Here is a 15,377-nt window from a genome sequence, read left to right as displayed (position 1 = left end):
GCGCACAGCCCTCCACTTCTTATTGGCACACTGACAACAGCACGATACTTAGGCCCCGGAGTGCGGCCGCACAATACGCAGCGCGTCAGCGAATCCGGGATTTGGAGGGTTTGGGCGCGGTTTCAGAGCAGGCCGCGCTGCTTCCAGTGGTCGAGGTATCGACTGAGCAACACCCGGTCCAGCTTGTGGAACTCGATGCCCGCACCGGCGATGGCGGCGGAGGTGTTTCGCGCGTCGTACACGGGCATGCCTTCGTAGACCTCCCAGCGTGTCGCGCCGCCGCCGTAGACCTGCTCGTAGAGCATGGGCACCAGGGCGCACAGCGCGTTGTCCGCCAGGCGGCTGTCGCGCATGAGCCGCTCCACCCATTCGTCGTAGGGCACCCGCGACAAGGGATGACCGCACTCGGCCAGCAAGCCGAAGAAGTCATTCATCTCCACCGAGTCTCCCGGCGTGGGAGGCACCAGGTGATAGGCCTTGCCCGCCGCGCCCTCGCGCGCGGCGATACCCAGCAGCGCGTGACTGACGAAGTCCACCGGGACGAACTCCTTTCGCTGACGCGGCAGGTCCGGGTAGCAGCCAATCTGGAGGCAGCCCCGGATGAGACGCCCCACGAAGTCATCCGCGTTGCCCGCGCCCGTGCGGCTGTCGCCCATGATGAAACCCGGGCGGTAGACATTCACGGGCAGGCCCCGCTTCACGGCCTCCCAGACGCGCTGCTCCGCCACCCACTTGCTCGCCGCGTAGCCCAGGTCGTAGCGCAGGCCATCGAGGTGCCTGTCCAGCCCCTCCCCTTCCAGGAGGACCTGGGTGCCGGTGAAGTAGCCGGTGGGTCCGAAGACGGCGATGGTGGAGACGTAGTGCACCGGCGTCGCGCCACCGAGCGCGGAGAGCCGCAACACCTCCGTCGTCCCGTCCACGTTCGCCGCCATGTGGCCCTCGTAGGGCTGCACGTAGTTCACGTGGGCGCCTACATGGAACAGGGCCTCGGAGCGCTCGGCGAGCGCCTGATACTCCAGCGCTCCCATTCCGAACCGGGGCGTGCCCAGGTCTCCGAGCACCGGGAGGATGCGAGGGGCGAAGCCCTCCTCCCAGAGCCCGTACTTCTCCAGGCTCCGCCGCAGCCGGGCATGTCCCGTCGCCACGTCCCGCGCGCGAACCAGGCAGTCCACCTGGGCACGGCTCATCCGCAGCAAATCCCGGAGCACGAAGGCGCCCATGAACCCCGTAGCCCCCGTCAGGAAGACATGCTCCATCACCTGGAGCGGACGCGGCCGCTTGATGAGCCGAGGCTCCGAGGGCGGCTGGATATCGCCTGGCAGCCGCGCGTGCTCGCGCCACGTCTCCGGTCCCTCCGCGGCGCGAAGCCGGAGGTCTCCTCCCGCGAGCGCCTGGCGCATCCCGTCGACGAAGCCCCCGAGCGTGCGCGCCTCGTGCAGCGCGTACGCGGACAGCCCCACGCCGAACCGCTCGCGCAGGCGCGTCGCCATGCGCCCCAGCAGCAACGAGTTGCCGCCCAGCCGAAGGAAGTCATCGTCTCGCGAGGTGCCCTCCACTCCGAGCAGCTCGGCCCAGATGGCACTCACCCCCGCCTCCAGCGGATCCACCTGCGCCGCGTCGATGAGGGCGCGGACCTGGGTGTTCGTGGCCGGTTCGACGCGAGGCAGCGCGGCGCGATCCACCTTGCCGTTCACCGTCATCGGCAACCGCTCCAGCTCGACGATGCGTGAGGGCACCATCGGCTCGGAAACCTTCGCGCGCATGAAGTCCTGGAGCTTCGCGGCCAGTCCCTCCATGGGCTCCTTGGGCACCACGAACGCCGCCAGCGACTTCTCCCCGTCCTCGCGCTCCTGGAGCGTCACCACCGCGTCCCAGAGAAGGCCACTCTCCAGCAGCGACCTGGAGACCTCTTCGAGCTCGATGCGATGCCCGCGAATCTTCACCTGGAAGTCGGCCCGCCCCAGGAAGTCGAGCGTGCCGTCCTCGTTCCAGCGCGCCAGGTCTCCCGTGCGGTAGACGCGCACGTCGTCCCCGGGCACCAGGCCGGAGACGACCGGAAAGCGCTCGGCCGTCAGCTCCGGGCGGTTCACATAGCCTCGCGCCAGGCCCAGCCCGGAGATGCACAGCTCCCCCACCTGTCCCTTCGCCACGGGAAGCAGGCCCTCGTCCAGGATGAAGACGTCCGTGCCCCGGATGGGGCGACCGATGGGAATGGCGCCGCTGAGCACGTCCTTCAGTCGCACTTCATGCGCCGTCGCATACGTCGTGGACTCGGTGGGGCCGTAGCCGTTGATGAGGCGGCCAGGCGGCGCGCACTCCAGCACCGCGCGGCAGAGTCGGGGGTTCGCGCGCTCTCCGCCTATCACCACGTAACGAAGGCCCCGGAACGCATCCGGGCACGCCTGGGCAATCATGTTGAACAGCGCCGTCGAGATGTCCAACACCGTGACTCCGGTGTCCCGCACCGCATCCCGGAACGCGGCGGCATCCAGCACGCTCGCCCTGGACAGCACCACGAGTGATGCGCCGTTGAGCAGCGCGCCCCAGATTTCGAACAGCGCCAGGTCGAACGAGTGGTTGGTGACCTGCGCGACCCGGTCCTCGGGCCCGAAGCTCACGTAGTCGGTGTCGAGCACGAGCCGGTGGATGCCTCGCGCGAGAATCTCGATGCCCTTGGGGCGCCCCGTGGTTCCCGAGGTGTAGAGGACATACACCCGCCGCTCCGCGCCGCCCCTCAGCGACTCGAAAGACTCCGGATGGCTCGACACCCGCGCGCCGTCGCGCTCCAGGCACAGCCGCGCCGCCGCGCCGCTCGCGCACCGGGCCTCCTCCGTCACCGTCTCGGTGAGGAGCACGGTGGCGCCACAGTCCTCCAGGATGAAGGCGATTCGCTCCGGCGGGTGCTGCAAGTCGAGCGGCACACACGTCGCGCCCAGCTTGGCGATGGCCACGTGCGCGACGAGCGCCTCGAGGCCGCGCTTCATCCCGACGGCGACAGGCGTCTCTTCGCCGACGCCCAGCTCCTGGAGCGCGTTCGCCAGACGATTCGCGCGCCTGTCCAACTCCGCATACGTGACGCGCTTGACTCCCCAGTGAATGGCCATCGCCGACGGCCGGGCGCGAACCTGCGCCCCCCACAAGTCAGCCAGCCCTGCGTCTCGCGAATACGCCGCACCATGAGGCGACTTCTCACCGTGCACCACCGCTGCATTTCCGGACATGAGGATTTCTCCAGGAAGAAAGACAACCACACCCACGCACGCCACCCAGGGCGCGTGAGATAGATTAACAAACAAACACTCTCAACTCTCCATTTCAAACCAATCCCAATCATCAATCCGTGCGGGGCGGGCCCCGCATGCGCGCCCTGCTGCGGGCCACCCACGTCCACGGGCTTCGCGGTCGGCGCGCACGCTCAGGCCAGCGCCTCACACGCCGGGTGGGAGCGGACATCATCCGCTATTAAGATATTCCGTATTGCGGACTATCTGCGAACCGTCGTATCAAGGAGGCCACACCGCCCCTTCACCGGGGAAGACCTCCGTGCACCTCGACGCTCGCTCCTCGCCCCCTGTCCCCTCGCGGCAAACGCGGTCCTCCCGGAGCGCGGACGACGCGAGGCTTGCGTCCCCCGGAAGCATCCGGCCATGGCGCCCCTGGGTCTGGCTGCTCGTCCTCCTGGGCCTGGCGCCTGGGGCGGAGGCGGGCTCGCGCTTCGAGCTGGACGCGCCCTTCAACGTCGGGCTGGACCGCTCCTACGTCTTCTTCTCGCCCAACCGCATCCGTCGGGTGGGAGACCCGGAGCCCTCGCACCTGGTGTTCGAGGCCCAGGTCGCGCCCAATCTCTTCCTGCCGCAGCTCCACATCGGCCACGCCACGCCCACGCTGGGTGAGTACATCCTGAGCGCGGTGGTGACGCCGAACATCCGGCTGCGCATGCTGGCGCAGGAGTCCAGCCCCGTCATTCCGCCGTCCTTCATGCCCAAGCTGACGCTCCAGGCGGCGCACCTGTGGAAGCCCTGGCTGGATGACCAGGGCAAACCCAGACGCCTCGCGCTGTCGCTCATCAACGTCTCGGTGGGCCACTACTCCAATGGTCAGGCGGGGTGCTTCTACGCCAACCAGAGCGAGGCCGAGGGCGGCTGCGCGTCCGTCGAGGGAGAGCTGCCGCTCAATGAGACGAGCGGCGACTTCTCCACCAACTTCATCCGGCTGGAGGCCCAGTTCCGGCTCGTCGAGAACATCGACCTGCCCCGGCGCTCCTCCTGGAGCTTCGGCGTGGGGGCCTTCATCGAGCGCAACTCCTCACTCGCCTTCGGCGGCATCACCCCGGAGATGCGCGAAGTCTACGGCGACGGGCATGTCGGCTTCGGCCTCCTGGTGGAGCGGCAGTGGTTCGAGCACCGCTTCCGGGTTGAGGGCAACGTCAACGGCCCCTTCGGAGAGACGCCTTCGCAGCGGTGGACCTTCAACGTGGAGGCCGCCGCCCTCCCCCGCTGGGGCGCGGGCTTCGGTGCGTTCGTCCGGTACGTGCATGGGCAGGACTACCTCAACATCCTCTTCCTGGAGCCGGTGAGCCTGGTCCAGTTCGGCCTCATCTTCGAGCTGGGCCCGGGACTGCGCGCCCGGGGCGGCCCTTCCGGAGACCCACTGGGCCCCACGTGAGCGCGCGGGGCGTCAATTCCTCCCACCTTGCCAGACCTGTCCCCACGCTTGCCTTTGACCTTTATGTGTCCTGACAGCTCCTCAATCCCTGCATTCCGCGCCATAATGCCAACATCGCTGTCTGGGAGGCTCGCGATGTTCAACGTCATGCAGGTCGCAAGGCAGCTCAAGAGCGCGGTGCTGGCGGACCCGGAGCGCTTCTACACGAACGAGACGGGCGCCTGGGTGACTGGGCTTCCAACACCGCAAGAGATTCGCGTCAGCACTGGACGGGAGCCCTTCTGGATCAACCTGGGCTACTGGCGGGACGTGGAGCGGGTAGACGAGACGAACTGCGAGCGTGTGGGTGAGCTGTTCATGGCGGCGCAGGCGCAGCTGGCGCACCTGCTGGCGCGGACGGCGAAGCTGGGCGAGCGCGACGCGGTGCTGGACTGCGGCTTCGGCTATGCGGACCAGGACATCCTCTGGGCGGAGGCTTATCGCCCCGCGCGCATCGTCGGCGTCAACGTCACGCCCAAGCAGGTCCACATCGGCCGGGAGCGCGTGCGGCTCACGGGGTTGGACAGTGTCGTGAAGCTGGAGCTGGGCTCGGCGACACAGCTCCCCTTCGGCGCGGGTGAGTTCGACGTCGTCTTCGCCCTGGAGTCCGCGATGCACTTCCGGACGCGGGGCGACTTCCTGCGCGAGGCGTTCCGGGTGCTGCGCCCGGGCGGGCGCCTGGTCATGGCGGACATGTGCCAGAAGACGGACCGCGAGACGGGTACGGGGCTGCGCCGCCGCCTGCGTCACCGCTACTGGCGGGGCCGGATTGCCTTTCCCGAGGCCAACGTCTGGACGACCCAGCGCTACATCTCCGAGCTGAACCAAGCGGGCTTCCAGCAGGCCCGGCTGGAGTCCATCGCCTCGGATGTCTATCCAGCCGTCAACACCGCGCTGGCCGCGCTGCGAGGCATGACGGCCGCCGAGCGACAGCCCGGCAGCGTCACCGTCGCCAAGGTGCGCGAGGACGTGCGGCGCGCGCGGCAGATGGAGTTCGAGCAGCTCCAGTGGCTGACGCTGTTCAACTGCGATGAGTACGCGGTGGTCTACGCGGAGAAGCCCTGAGCCGAGCACGCCGGCACCCGCCGTCCGGAAGGAAGTGACTCCGGACGGTGGGGCGTGGCCGCGCTTCCGGCCCCGCGCTCGTCAGACGAGCGAGGCGACGTAGAAGTGCGTCGGCAGGTGGACGACGAGCGCCGTGTGGATCTCACCACACACCGCCAGGCCCTCGCGCGGGAAGATGCCCGGAGGCGCCTCCGCGAAGCGGATGGAGGAGCGACCACTGTCGAAGATGGTCGCCGCCGCGGTGAAGTCCCCGACGATGACCTGCCCCGGGTCCGCCATGCGCGCGCGGGCGATGCGCACGCCCATGCTCGTGAGGTCGGCCAGCAGTCCGCCGCGTCCCACGAAGTACCGGTAGTAGTCCGCCGGGTTGACGAGGATGCCATCGGCGCTGCCGCCCATCTGCTCCACGCGGTCACACGCGGCGAGCAGTGACGAGACAGGGTCCGCGAGCGCTGGCAGGCGGGCAATCCCTGGCGTCTCCAGGAGTCCGCGCACGCGCTCTCCTCCGCGTCCGCGCGCGAGCGCTTGGTTCTCCGCGGTGCACAGGCGCACCAGCAGCCGGAAGTCGATGAAGGTCGCCAGCGTCTCCGGGTCATCGAGCAACGCCGGGGGCACTTGAATCCAGGCCGTCGTCGGCTTGAGCGTCGCGAGGTCCGTGTGGAACTCGAACGCGGCCTCGGGCCGCAGGCCCACGTCCTCCACCACCACCGTCGGCGCTGTCTTCGGCGGTGTCTCGTGCCAGTACTTCACCTTGGCACCGTCCGCCTTCGCGACCTTGAAGAGGCCGCGCACCGCGATGCGCGGACGTCGCTTGAAGCCCGGGAACGCCTCGGTGATGGTGTGCGGGAAATCCACCGAGGCCTTCGCGCCTTGCGTGGCGACCGCCTGGGCGAAGACCCTTCCGGGCGAGAGGACGGGCTGCTCCACTGTCTCGTTCGTGCTCATGTCGATCCAGGGCCTACTCGCCCCAGTCCTCCTCTACCTCGGGTGCCTCTTCGAGCCGCAGCGGGTTGAGGCCCACCACCTCCAGCTCTCCGTCACAGCCCGTGCACGTGAGAACCTCGCCCTGCACACGGCCCTCGCCATCGATGGGCTGAGAACACGTGGGGCACAGAGCCTGCCCGGTCGCTTCCGACTGCTTCGTCAGTGCATGCATGCCCTTGCTCCTCTTCCAACCGCCGTCGCTTCCGCTGACGGCAACAGGGACACGAGGCGTGATGTTTCACGCCCTCCCTGAGTCCCAGGCGCGTGCAGTCTGGGAGCCTTCTCCGCCCTCGTCAAGACACGCCAGGAAAGGCACGCGAGTGCAGCAAGGCGGCATTTCTCAGCTGTCTCGGCACGAGCGATTTTTGTGCTCCACTGTCGCGACGTCCCATGTCCATTCGGCGACTTTCGAGTCATCCGTCGTTTCGTGCCTTCGGTCATCCGGCCTACGTGAAGGTCTGGTGGGGCGGGCTCATCTCCACGTTGGGGACGTGGATGGAGCTGGTCGCTCTCGGCATCTACGTGACGGAGACGACGGGGCGCGCGGAGTGGATGGGCCGCATCACCGCGCTGGCGTTCCTGCCCTCCATCGTGCTCGTCCCACTTGCGGGAACGCTGGCGGACCGGTTCGACCGGCGGGCCTATCTGGCGGCATGCACGCTGGGTCAGGCGGTGATTGCCGGAGCGCTCGCGGTGCTGGCGGCCACGGGGCGGCTCACGCTGACGCCCCTGGCCATCCTCTGCGTCCTGCATGGGTGCATGAGCGCGCTGACCCTGCCGGTCTTCTCGGCGATGACAGCGGTGATACTTCCGTCCGAGCAGCTTCACAGTGGCCTCAGCCTGGATCTGGCGCAGGCCAACCTGGGGCGCATCTTCGGCCCTGCGCTCGCTGCGCTGGTGCTCACGCGAGGTGGGGTGGCGTGGGCCTTCGTGTTCAACACGGCCTCCTTCCTGGCCGTGCTGATGGCGTTGGCCTGGATGGGGCCGGTGCCTCGCGGGAATCCGAGACCCGGTGAAGGGCTGTGGAGCGGTGTGAAGCGCGGATTGCTCGCGGCGCGTGAGGACGTGGGCATCGCCGCGGCGCTGGGCGGCACGCTGGGTGTGGCCGTGCTCATCTCGCCCTTCATCGCGCTGGTGCCGGTGCTCGCGCTGCGGGTGCTCCACGGCGACGCCGCCACCGCGTCGCTGCTCACCACGGCGCAGGGCGTGGGCGCTGTCACGGCCGCCGTGCTGGCGGGGACGCTGGCCGAGCGCTGGGGGCGAGGATTGCTGCTGGAGCGGACGATGCTCTTGCTGGGACCGGTGGCCGCCGCGTACTGGCTCTCTCCGAACGTGCCCATGGCGGGGGCGTTCCTCTTCGTGCTCGGCGCGCTGTACCTGCTCGCCGTGGGAGGACTGAGGACGTTGTGCCAGGGGCGGGCCAGCGCGGAGCTGCAAGTGCGCGTGAGCGGCCTGTTCAACCTGGTCCTCAACCTGGGGTACTCCGGCGGCGTGTGGTTGCAGGGGGCGCTCGGGGACCGGCTGGGACTGCGCGCCGTCACCGCGTTCGCGGCGCTGCTGTTCTTCGCGCTGGCGCTGAGCGTGCGCGTGCTGCTGCCGGGCCGGCTCGCTTCGCTGGAGGCGCGATTGCCTCCTCCGTCCGCGTGAGCGCGGCTCATGCGGACACGCTCCGAGGCCAGGCCTTCGCATGGGCTCGCGCCAGCGCGTCGCGGAGCAGCGCGGCGAGCTGCTGGACGCCCGGAAGTCGCAACAGCGCGTAGTGGTCTCCGGGAAGCGTGTGGACCTCCACGCCGCCCCTCGCCAGCAGCTCCCACTCGTGAGCCCGGGGCGACTCGCTCGACTCGATGGAGAGCAACGCTCCCGAGGAGGGACGCGGCACATAGCGCCACGCGGCCCGGAGGTTGGCCTCGAACACCTGGCGCAGCGCCGTGAGGCCCGACTCGGGCAGGGCCGCGGCCTGACGCCCCGCTGTCTCCAGGAGGCGCAGCGCTTCCTCTGGCGAGAGTCGTGAGAGCGCCTCCTCGGAGCACGGCAGGTCCGCGCCCGCCGCTCGCAGCAGGTCCCTGAAGAAGAGCGCGCCCAACCTCGCGGGCTCCAGCCACTCGCGGTCCACCACTCCTCCTGGGTGGGCCCGCGCATAGGTGTCGATGAGCACCAGCAGGTCCACCTGCTCGCCTTGCTCCTGGAGTTGCTGCGCCATCTCGTAGGCGAGCGTGCCACCCAGGGACCACCCTCCCAGCAGGTAGGGCCCTCGGGGCTGCACGGTGCGAATGGCGCGCAGGTGGTGCGCAGCCAGCGCCTCCACGCTGTCGTGCGGTGCCACCTCACCGTCGAGCCCAGGAGACTGCAACCCATAGAAGGGCTGGTCGGCGCCCAGCAGGTGCGCGAGCTCCGCATAGGCGAGCACCGTCCCACCCACGGGGTGGATGCAGAAGAAAGGCCGCTTCGCCCTTCCGCTCCGCAGCTCCACCAGCGACGACGATGGCCCCAGCGCCTGCTGCAACACGCTCGCGATGCGCTCCACCGTCGCGCCCTGGAACAGGGTCGACACCGGGAGCGAGCGCCCCGTCAGCTCGCGAATCCGCCCGAGCAACCGCACAGCCAGGAGCGAGTGCCCGCCCAGCTCGAAGAAGTCCTCGCGAATGCCCACGGGGTGCAGGCCCAGCGTCTCCTCCCAGGCACGGACGAGCTGAAGCTCCAGCGAGGTTCGCGGAGGAACACGCTCCACCGAGCGCGCGGTCACCTCTCCCTCCGGAGCAGGCAGCGCACGGCGATTCACCTTCCCACTGGGCGTGAGCGGCAGCGACTCCAGCGCCACGAAGAGGCCGGGCACCATGTACTCAGGCAGTCGCTGCTTGAGGAAGCTCCGCAGCTCAGGAGATTCGGGCGGACCACCCTCCCCGCCCACGACGTAGGCCACCAGACGCGTGAGCCCCAAGCCATCCGCGCGAGCCTCCACCACGCAGTCCTGCAGCGCCGGGTGCCGCGCGAGCACGGCCTCTATCTCCGCCAGCTCGATGCGATAGCCCCGGACCTTCACCTGCGCATCGCGCCGCCCCAGGAACTCGAGCGTCCCGTCCGGTCGATACCGCGCGAAGTCACCCGTGCGGTACAGGCGCGCTCCGGGCGAGAGGTCGAGCGGGTCCGGCACGAAGCGCTCCAACGTCAGGTCCGGACGGTGGAGGTAGCCACGCGCCAGCACGTCACCTCCGAGATACAGCTCCCCCGGGACACCGAGCGGAACAGGTGCCAGTCGCGAGTCCAGCAGGTGAACACGGGCATTCGCGATGGGCCGTCCGATGGAGGGCAAGTCCGGCCACGACTCGGGGTCCCCCGCCAGCGTGTGGGCCGTCACGACGTGCGACTCCGTGGGGCCGTAGTGATTGTGCAGGACGCAGCCGGGCAACCGCCGCGCGAAGCGTCGCAGCGCGGGAGTCACCCGAAGCTGCTCGCCCGCCGTCACCAGCTCGCGGAGTCGTCGCGGCGCGAAGTCCTCGCGGTCCGCCACCTCCGCCAGATTCTGGAGCGCGACGAACGGCAGGAACAAGCGCTCCACTTCACACCGGTCCATCAGCTCCAGCAGGGCATGCGCGTCGAGGCGCAGCTCCTCGGAGATGAGCACCAGCTCGCCGCCCGCGGCCCAGGTGGAGAACAGCTCCTGGAAGCTCACGTCGAAGCTCAGCGGGGAGAACTGGAGCGTCCGAGCCTTCGGCTGAAGGGAGGCACCGAGCTGCCACTGCACGAGGTTGAGCAACGGCCCGTGCGGCATGGCCACGCCCTTGGGCGTGCCGGTGGAGCCCGACGTGTAGATGACATACGCGAGCGACTCCGGTCTCGCCACCGGCTCCAGGTCCGACGAGCGCTCCTCCGCGAAGCGGGCCGTCTCCGTGTCGAGGTCGAGCCCGCGCGCGATTCCCTCCGGCAAGACACCCGCGAGCGAGGACTGCGTGAGCAGCCACGACGCCCCCGACGAACGGAGCATCCACTCCAGGCGTTCACGCGGATAGGCGGGATCCAACGGGACGTAAGCACCGCCCGCCTTGAGGACGCCCAGCACGCCCACGGCCAGGTCGAGCGAGCGGCGGACACACAGCGCCACCGGGACATCGGGGCCCACGCCGCCACGGCGGAGAAAACGCGCGAGCCGGTTCGCCCGCTGGTTCAGCTCGCCATAGGTGAGCGTCTGTTCTCCGAAGCGGACAGCGATGGCCTCGGGAGTACGCGCGGCCTGCGCCTCGAAGAGCGCACTCACGCAGGGCGCCGAGGAGCGAGGCGCCTCGGTGGCATTCCACTCCACCAACAGACGACGCCGCTCCGCCTCTCCCAGCAGCGGCAGCGACGCCACGTCTTGTCCAGGCTGGGAGAGCGCGGCCTGGAGCAGCCGCGTGTAGTGCCCCGCCATCCGCGACACCGTCTCCTCGTCGAAGAGGTCCGTGTTGTATTCCCAGTACGTGACGAGCGACTGAGGCAGCTCGCGCACGAAGAGGGTGAGGTCGAACTTCGCCATCCCCGGCTCGAAGGACACCTCCTCCACTCCGAGGCCGGAGAGCGACAACGGCGCCGTGGGCCCAGGCATGACGAACATGACCTGGAAGAGTGGCGAGCGACTCAAGTCCCGGCTCGGCTGGAGCGCGTCCACCAGCTGCTCGAACGGAAGGTCCTGATGCGCGAAGGCCCCCAGGCACGCGCGCCTCACCCGCCGCAGCAGCTCCCGGAAGCTCGCGCCTTCCGTCTCCGTCCTCACCACCAGCGTGTTCACGAAGAACCCGACCAGCGCCTCCACCTGCCTCCAGTTCCGTCCGGAGATGGGGGTGCCCACCACCACGTCCGACTGTCCGCTGTAGCGCGCCAGCAGGGCCTGGAACCCCGCCAGCAGCGTCATGTACAGCGTCACCCCTTCCTTGCGGCTCAGCTCGCGCAGCGCACCGGCCAGCTCTGGAGGAAGCCGCACCGCCAGGTGACCGCCGTTGAACGACTGCATGACGGGCCGTGGCCTGTCGGTGGGCAGCTCCAACACGGGCGGCGCACCCGCGAGCTGCTGCTTCCACCACGCCGACTGCTTCGCCAGCGCATCCCCCTTCAACCACTCCCGCTGCCATTTCGCGTAGTCCGCGTACCGAATCTCCGTGCGTCGCTCGTCGACCGCCTCTCCGCTCACCTTCGCCGCGTACGCCTCGCCCAGTTCCCGCTCCAGCACTCCTACCGACCAGCCGTCGAACACGATGTGGTGCACCACCCACACCAGCACGTGCTCCTCCTCCCCCACCCTCAGCACCTTCCCCCTCAGCAGCGGTCCGCGCTCCAGGTCGAACGGCCTTCGCGCCTCTTCCTCCACGCGAGCCAGCACGTCGCCCTCAGCCACCTCCTCCACACGCAGCTCGAACTCCACCGTCTCGTGGATGCGCTGCACCGGCCTGCCGTCCACTCCACCGAAGGTCGTCCGCAGCGACTCGTGCCTGCGCGCCACTTCGTGGAACGCGCTCTCCAGCGCCTTCACGTGCAGCGGCCCCTTCAGCCTCACCGCGAAGGGCATGTTGTAGGAGAACCCCTCGGCATCGAGCTGGGAGAGGAACCACAGTCGCTGCTGCGCGAAGGACTGCTCCGCCACGGCACTCGGGGGCCCGCGCACCAGCGGCGGTGGCGTCGCGCACCTGGCATCCTCGAGCACGTCCTCCAGGTGCTCCGCCAACTGCGCCACCGTGGGGGACTCGAACAGCACCCGGACCGGAAGCTCGCGACCGATGACCTCCTTCAAGCGCGACACCGCCTGCGTCGCGAGCAGCGAGTGCCCTCCCAGCTCGAAGAAGTGGGCTTCGACGCTCACGCGCTCCAGCCCGAGCAGGGGACCGAAGACCTCCGCGACCACCCGCTCCATCGCGGTGCGCGGCGCTACGTGGCCACCCCGAGCCTCCTCCGCGCGCGGCACGGGCAGGGCCTTGCGGTCCACCTTTCCCGTGGGCGCCAACGGGAGCGTGGGCAGCGACACGAAGGCCGAGGGCACCATGTACTCGGGCAGCCGGGTTTGCAGTCGAGCGCGCAGCTCCGAGGGCGACAGTCGCTGACCCTCCTGGAAGACGACATAGCCCACGAGCCGACGATCTCCTGCCACGTCCTCGCGGACGACGGCCACCGCGTCTCGCACGCCGGGGAGGGCTCGCAGCACCACCTCCACTTCGCCCAGCTCGATGCGGAACCCGCGCAGCTTCACCTGCCCATCCAGGCGGCCGAGGAACTCCACGTTCCCATCCGCGAGCCAGCGGGCCCTGTCCCCCGTTCGGTAGTAGCGCTCACCGGGCATGACGCCGAGCGTGTCCGGGACGAAGCGGTCCGCGGTGAGGTCCGGTCGACCATGGTACCCATGCGCGAGGCTGGCGCCCGCGACGCCCACTTCCCCTGGGACGCCTATGGGGCAAGGCTCGCCCTTCGAGTCCAGCACGTAGAGCCGCACGTTGGTGATGGGCGCGCCCACGGGAGGCAACGCGGGCCACGACGACGGCGGACCGGAGGCCCTCCAGGCCGTGACGACGTGCGCCTCCGATGGGCCGTATTGATTCTCCAGCACGCAGCCCGGGAGCCGCTCGAAGAAGGCCACCAGCGCCGGAGTCACCTGCAGTTGCTCGCCCGCCGTCACCACCTCCGTCAGCGGCGGCAGCACGTCCTCCGCGCCGGCCGCGTCACACACGGCCTGGAGCGCGACGAAGGGCAGGTACAGACGCTCTACCCGGTGCCGCACCATGTACCGCAGCATGGCGGTGGGGTCCCTGCGCAGCTCGGGGGTGATGAGCAGGACGCGCCCGCCCAGACACCACGTGCCGAACAGCTCCTGGAAGGAGACATCGAAGTTGAGCGAAGCGAACTGGAGCGTGGTGGCATCCGGCTTCACCGTGCGCCGCAGCAGCCACCAGAGCATGTTGCCCACCGCGCGGTGGGACATGACGATGCCCTTGGGCCGGCCCGTGCTGCCCGAGGTGTAGACGAAGTAGCAATGCGTCTCCGGAGAGACGTCGACGGCGGGAGAGGTCGTGGGATGCCGGGCGATGGCGGGGGCCTCATCCTCCAGACACACCAGTCGAGCACCCGTGCCAGGAGGCAACGCGGCGACGAGGTGCGACTGCGCCAGCACCACGGGCGCGCACGTGTCCTCCAGCATCAGCGCCAGTCGCTCGACGGGCCAGGTCGGGTCCAGCGGAAGGAAGGCCGCGCCCGCTTTCAAGGTCGCGAGCACTGCCACGGGCATCTCCAGGCTCCCCCGGTCCAGACACAAGCCCACGGAGCCGTTGGGCGGAACTCCCAGCGCCACCAGCTGGTGGGCGAGCTGGTTCGCGCGCGCGTCGAGCTCCGCATAGGTCAGCGAGCGCGTGCCGTCAGAGACGGCCTCCGCGTGAGGAGTCCGCGCGACCTGCGCCTCCACCCAGCGGTGCATCAGCCCCGGCACATAGGTGGAGTCCTGACGAGCGCCCCAGTCGACGAGCAAGCGCTGTCGCTCGACGTCCCCGAGCAGCGGAAGCTCCGAGACCTGTCGCTCCGAGGAGGCCACCGCCGCGCTCAACAACCGGCCGTAGTGCCCCGCCATCCGCGACACCGTCTCCTCGTCGAAGAGGTCCGTGTTGTATTCCCAGTACGTGACCAACCCGCGCGGCGTCTCCCACGCGAACAGCGTCAGGTCGAACTTCGACACCCCGGGCTCGAAGTCGAGCTCCTCCACCCGAACCCCGTCCAGGTCGAGCGGCGACAGCGTGCCCGGCATGACGAACATGACCTGGAAGAGCGGCGAGCGACTCAAGTCCCGACTCGGCTGGAGCGCGTCCACCAGCTGCTCGAACGGAAGGTCCTGATGCGCGAAGGCCCCCAGGCATGCGCGCCTCACGCGCCGCAGAAGCTCCTGGAAGCTCGCTCCCTCCGTCGCGGTCCTCAGCACCAGCGTGTTCACGAAGAACCCGACCAGCGCCTCCACCTGCCTCCAGTTCCGTCCGGAGATGGGCGTGCCCACCACCACGTCCGTCTGCCCGCTGTAGCGCGCCAGCAGGGCCTGGAACCCCGCCAGCAGCGTCATGTACAGCGTCACCCCTTCCTTGCGGCTCAGCTCACGCAGCTGCCCTTCCAAGCCGGCTGGCAGCGCCACCCGCTTCAGGGCCCCGCGGTAGGTCCGCACCGCGGGACGCGCCCGGTCCGTCGGCAGCTCCAACACCAGCGGTGCTCCCGCCAGCTCCTGCTTCCACCACGCCAACTGCTTCTCCAGCACCTCCCCTTTCAGCCACTCTCGCTGCCATCTCGCGTAGTCGGCGTACTGCACCTCCAGGACAGGTCGCTCCGACGCATCACCGCTCACCCTCGCCGCGTACGCCTCGCTCAGCTCCCGCTCCAGCACTCCTACCGACCACCCGTCGAACACGATGTGGTGCACCACCCACACCAACACGTGTTCCTCTTCACCGACCCTCAACACCGACGCCTTCAGCAGCGGACCTCGCGCCAGGTCGAACGGCCTTCGCGCTTCTTCCTCCACGCGCGCCAGCACCTCCCCTTCCGCCACCACCTCCACCGACAGCGCGAACTCCACCTCCTCGTGGATGCGCTGCACCGGCCCGCCGTCCACTTCATCGAAGGTCGTCCGCAGCGACTCG

7 protein-coding genes are annotated in these 15,377 nt (G+C 69.3%); 3 read left to right on the top strand and 4 right to left on the bottom strand.

Going from position 1 to position 15,377, the window contains the following annotated elements:
- Positions 1-122: 122 nt before the first annotated feature.
- On the bottom strand, positions 123-3,221 hold the full coding sequence (locus ACN469_RS15810) for an amino acid adenylation domain-containing protein (protein ID WP_498768720.1): 3,099 nt from the start codon (positions 3,219-3,221) through the stop codon (positions 123-125).
- 322 nt (positions 3,222-3,543) lie between these two features.
- On the opposite strand from ACN469_RS15810, the gene ACN469_RS15805 reads away from it, so the two are divergent.
- Complete coding sequence (locus ACN469_RS15805; protein WP_498768718.1) at positions 3,544-4,665, top strand: hypothetical protein; 1,122 nt, start codon at positions 3,544-3,546, stop codon at positions 4,663-4,665.
- Positions 4,666-4,800: 135 nt separating this feature from the next.
- Positions 4,801-5,769, top strand: a complete 969-nt coding sequence (locus ACN469_RS15800; RefSeq protein WP_498768717.1) for a class I SAM-dependent methyltransferase — start codon at positions 4,801-4,803, stop codon at positions 5,767-5,769.
- Between the two features lie 81 nt (positions 5,770-5,850).
- On the opposite strand, the gene ACN469_RS15795 is transcribed toward ACN469_RS15800, so the two are convergent.
- Together ACN469_RS15795 and lysW are read right to left on the bottom strand one after the other, a co-directional pair.
- Positions 5,851-6,714, bottom strand: a complete 864-nt coding sequence (locus ACN469_RS15795) for a family 3 encapsulin nanocompartment shell protein (protein WP_498768716.1) — start codon at positions 6,712-6,714, stop codon at positions 5,851-5,853.
- Between the two features lie 13 nt (positions 6,715-6,727).
- Positions 6,728-6,925 (bottom strand): lysine biosynthesis protein LysW, encoded by a 198-nt coding sequence (gene lysW, locus ACN469_RS15790; RefSeq protein ID WP_498768714.1) that lies wholly within the window; start codon positions 6,923-6,925, stop codon positions 6,728-6,730.
- A gap of 218 nt (positions 6,926-7,143) precedes the next feature.
- Between lysW and ACN469_RS15785 the strand changes: the two genes are divergently transcribed.
- Positions 7,144-8,400 (top strand): MFS transporter, encoded by a 1,257-nt coding sequence (locus ACN469_RS15785; RefSeq protein ID WP_498768712.1) that lies wholly within the window; start codon positions 7,144-7,146, stop codon positions 8,398-8,400.
- A 7-nt stretch (positions 8,401-8,407) separates the two neighbouring features.
- Here ACN469_RS15785 and ACN469_RS15780 read toward each other — a convergent pair whose 3' ends face one another.
- Complete coding sequence (locus tag ACN469_RS15780; protein WP_498768796.1) at positions 8,408-15,370, bottom strand: amino acid adenylation domain-containing protein; 6,963 nt, start codon at positions 15,368-15,370, stop codon at positions 8,408-8,410.
- Positions 15,371-15,377 lie beyond the last annotated feature (7 nt).

This window comes from Corallococcus terminator, from assembly GCF_049194865.1.
Lineage (GTDB): Bacteria > Myxococcota > Myxococcia > Myxococcales > Myxococcaceae > Myxococcus > Myxococcus terminator_A.
This window is presented reverse-complemented; position numbering and strand designations above follow the sequence as displayed.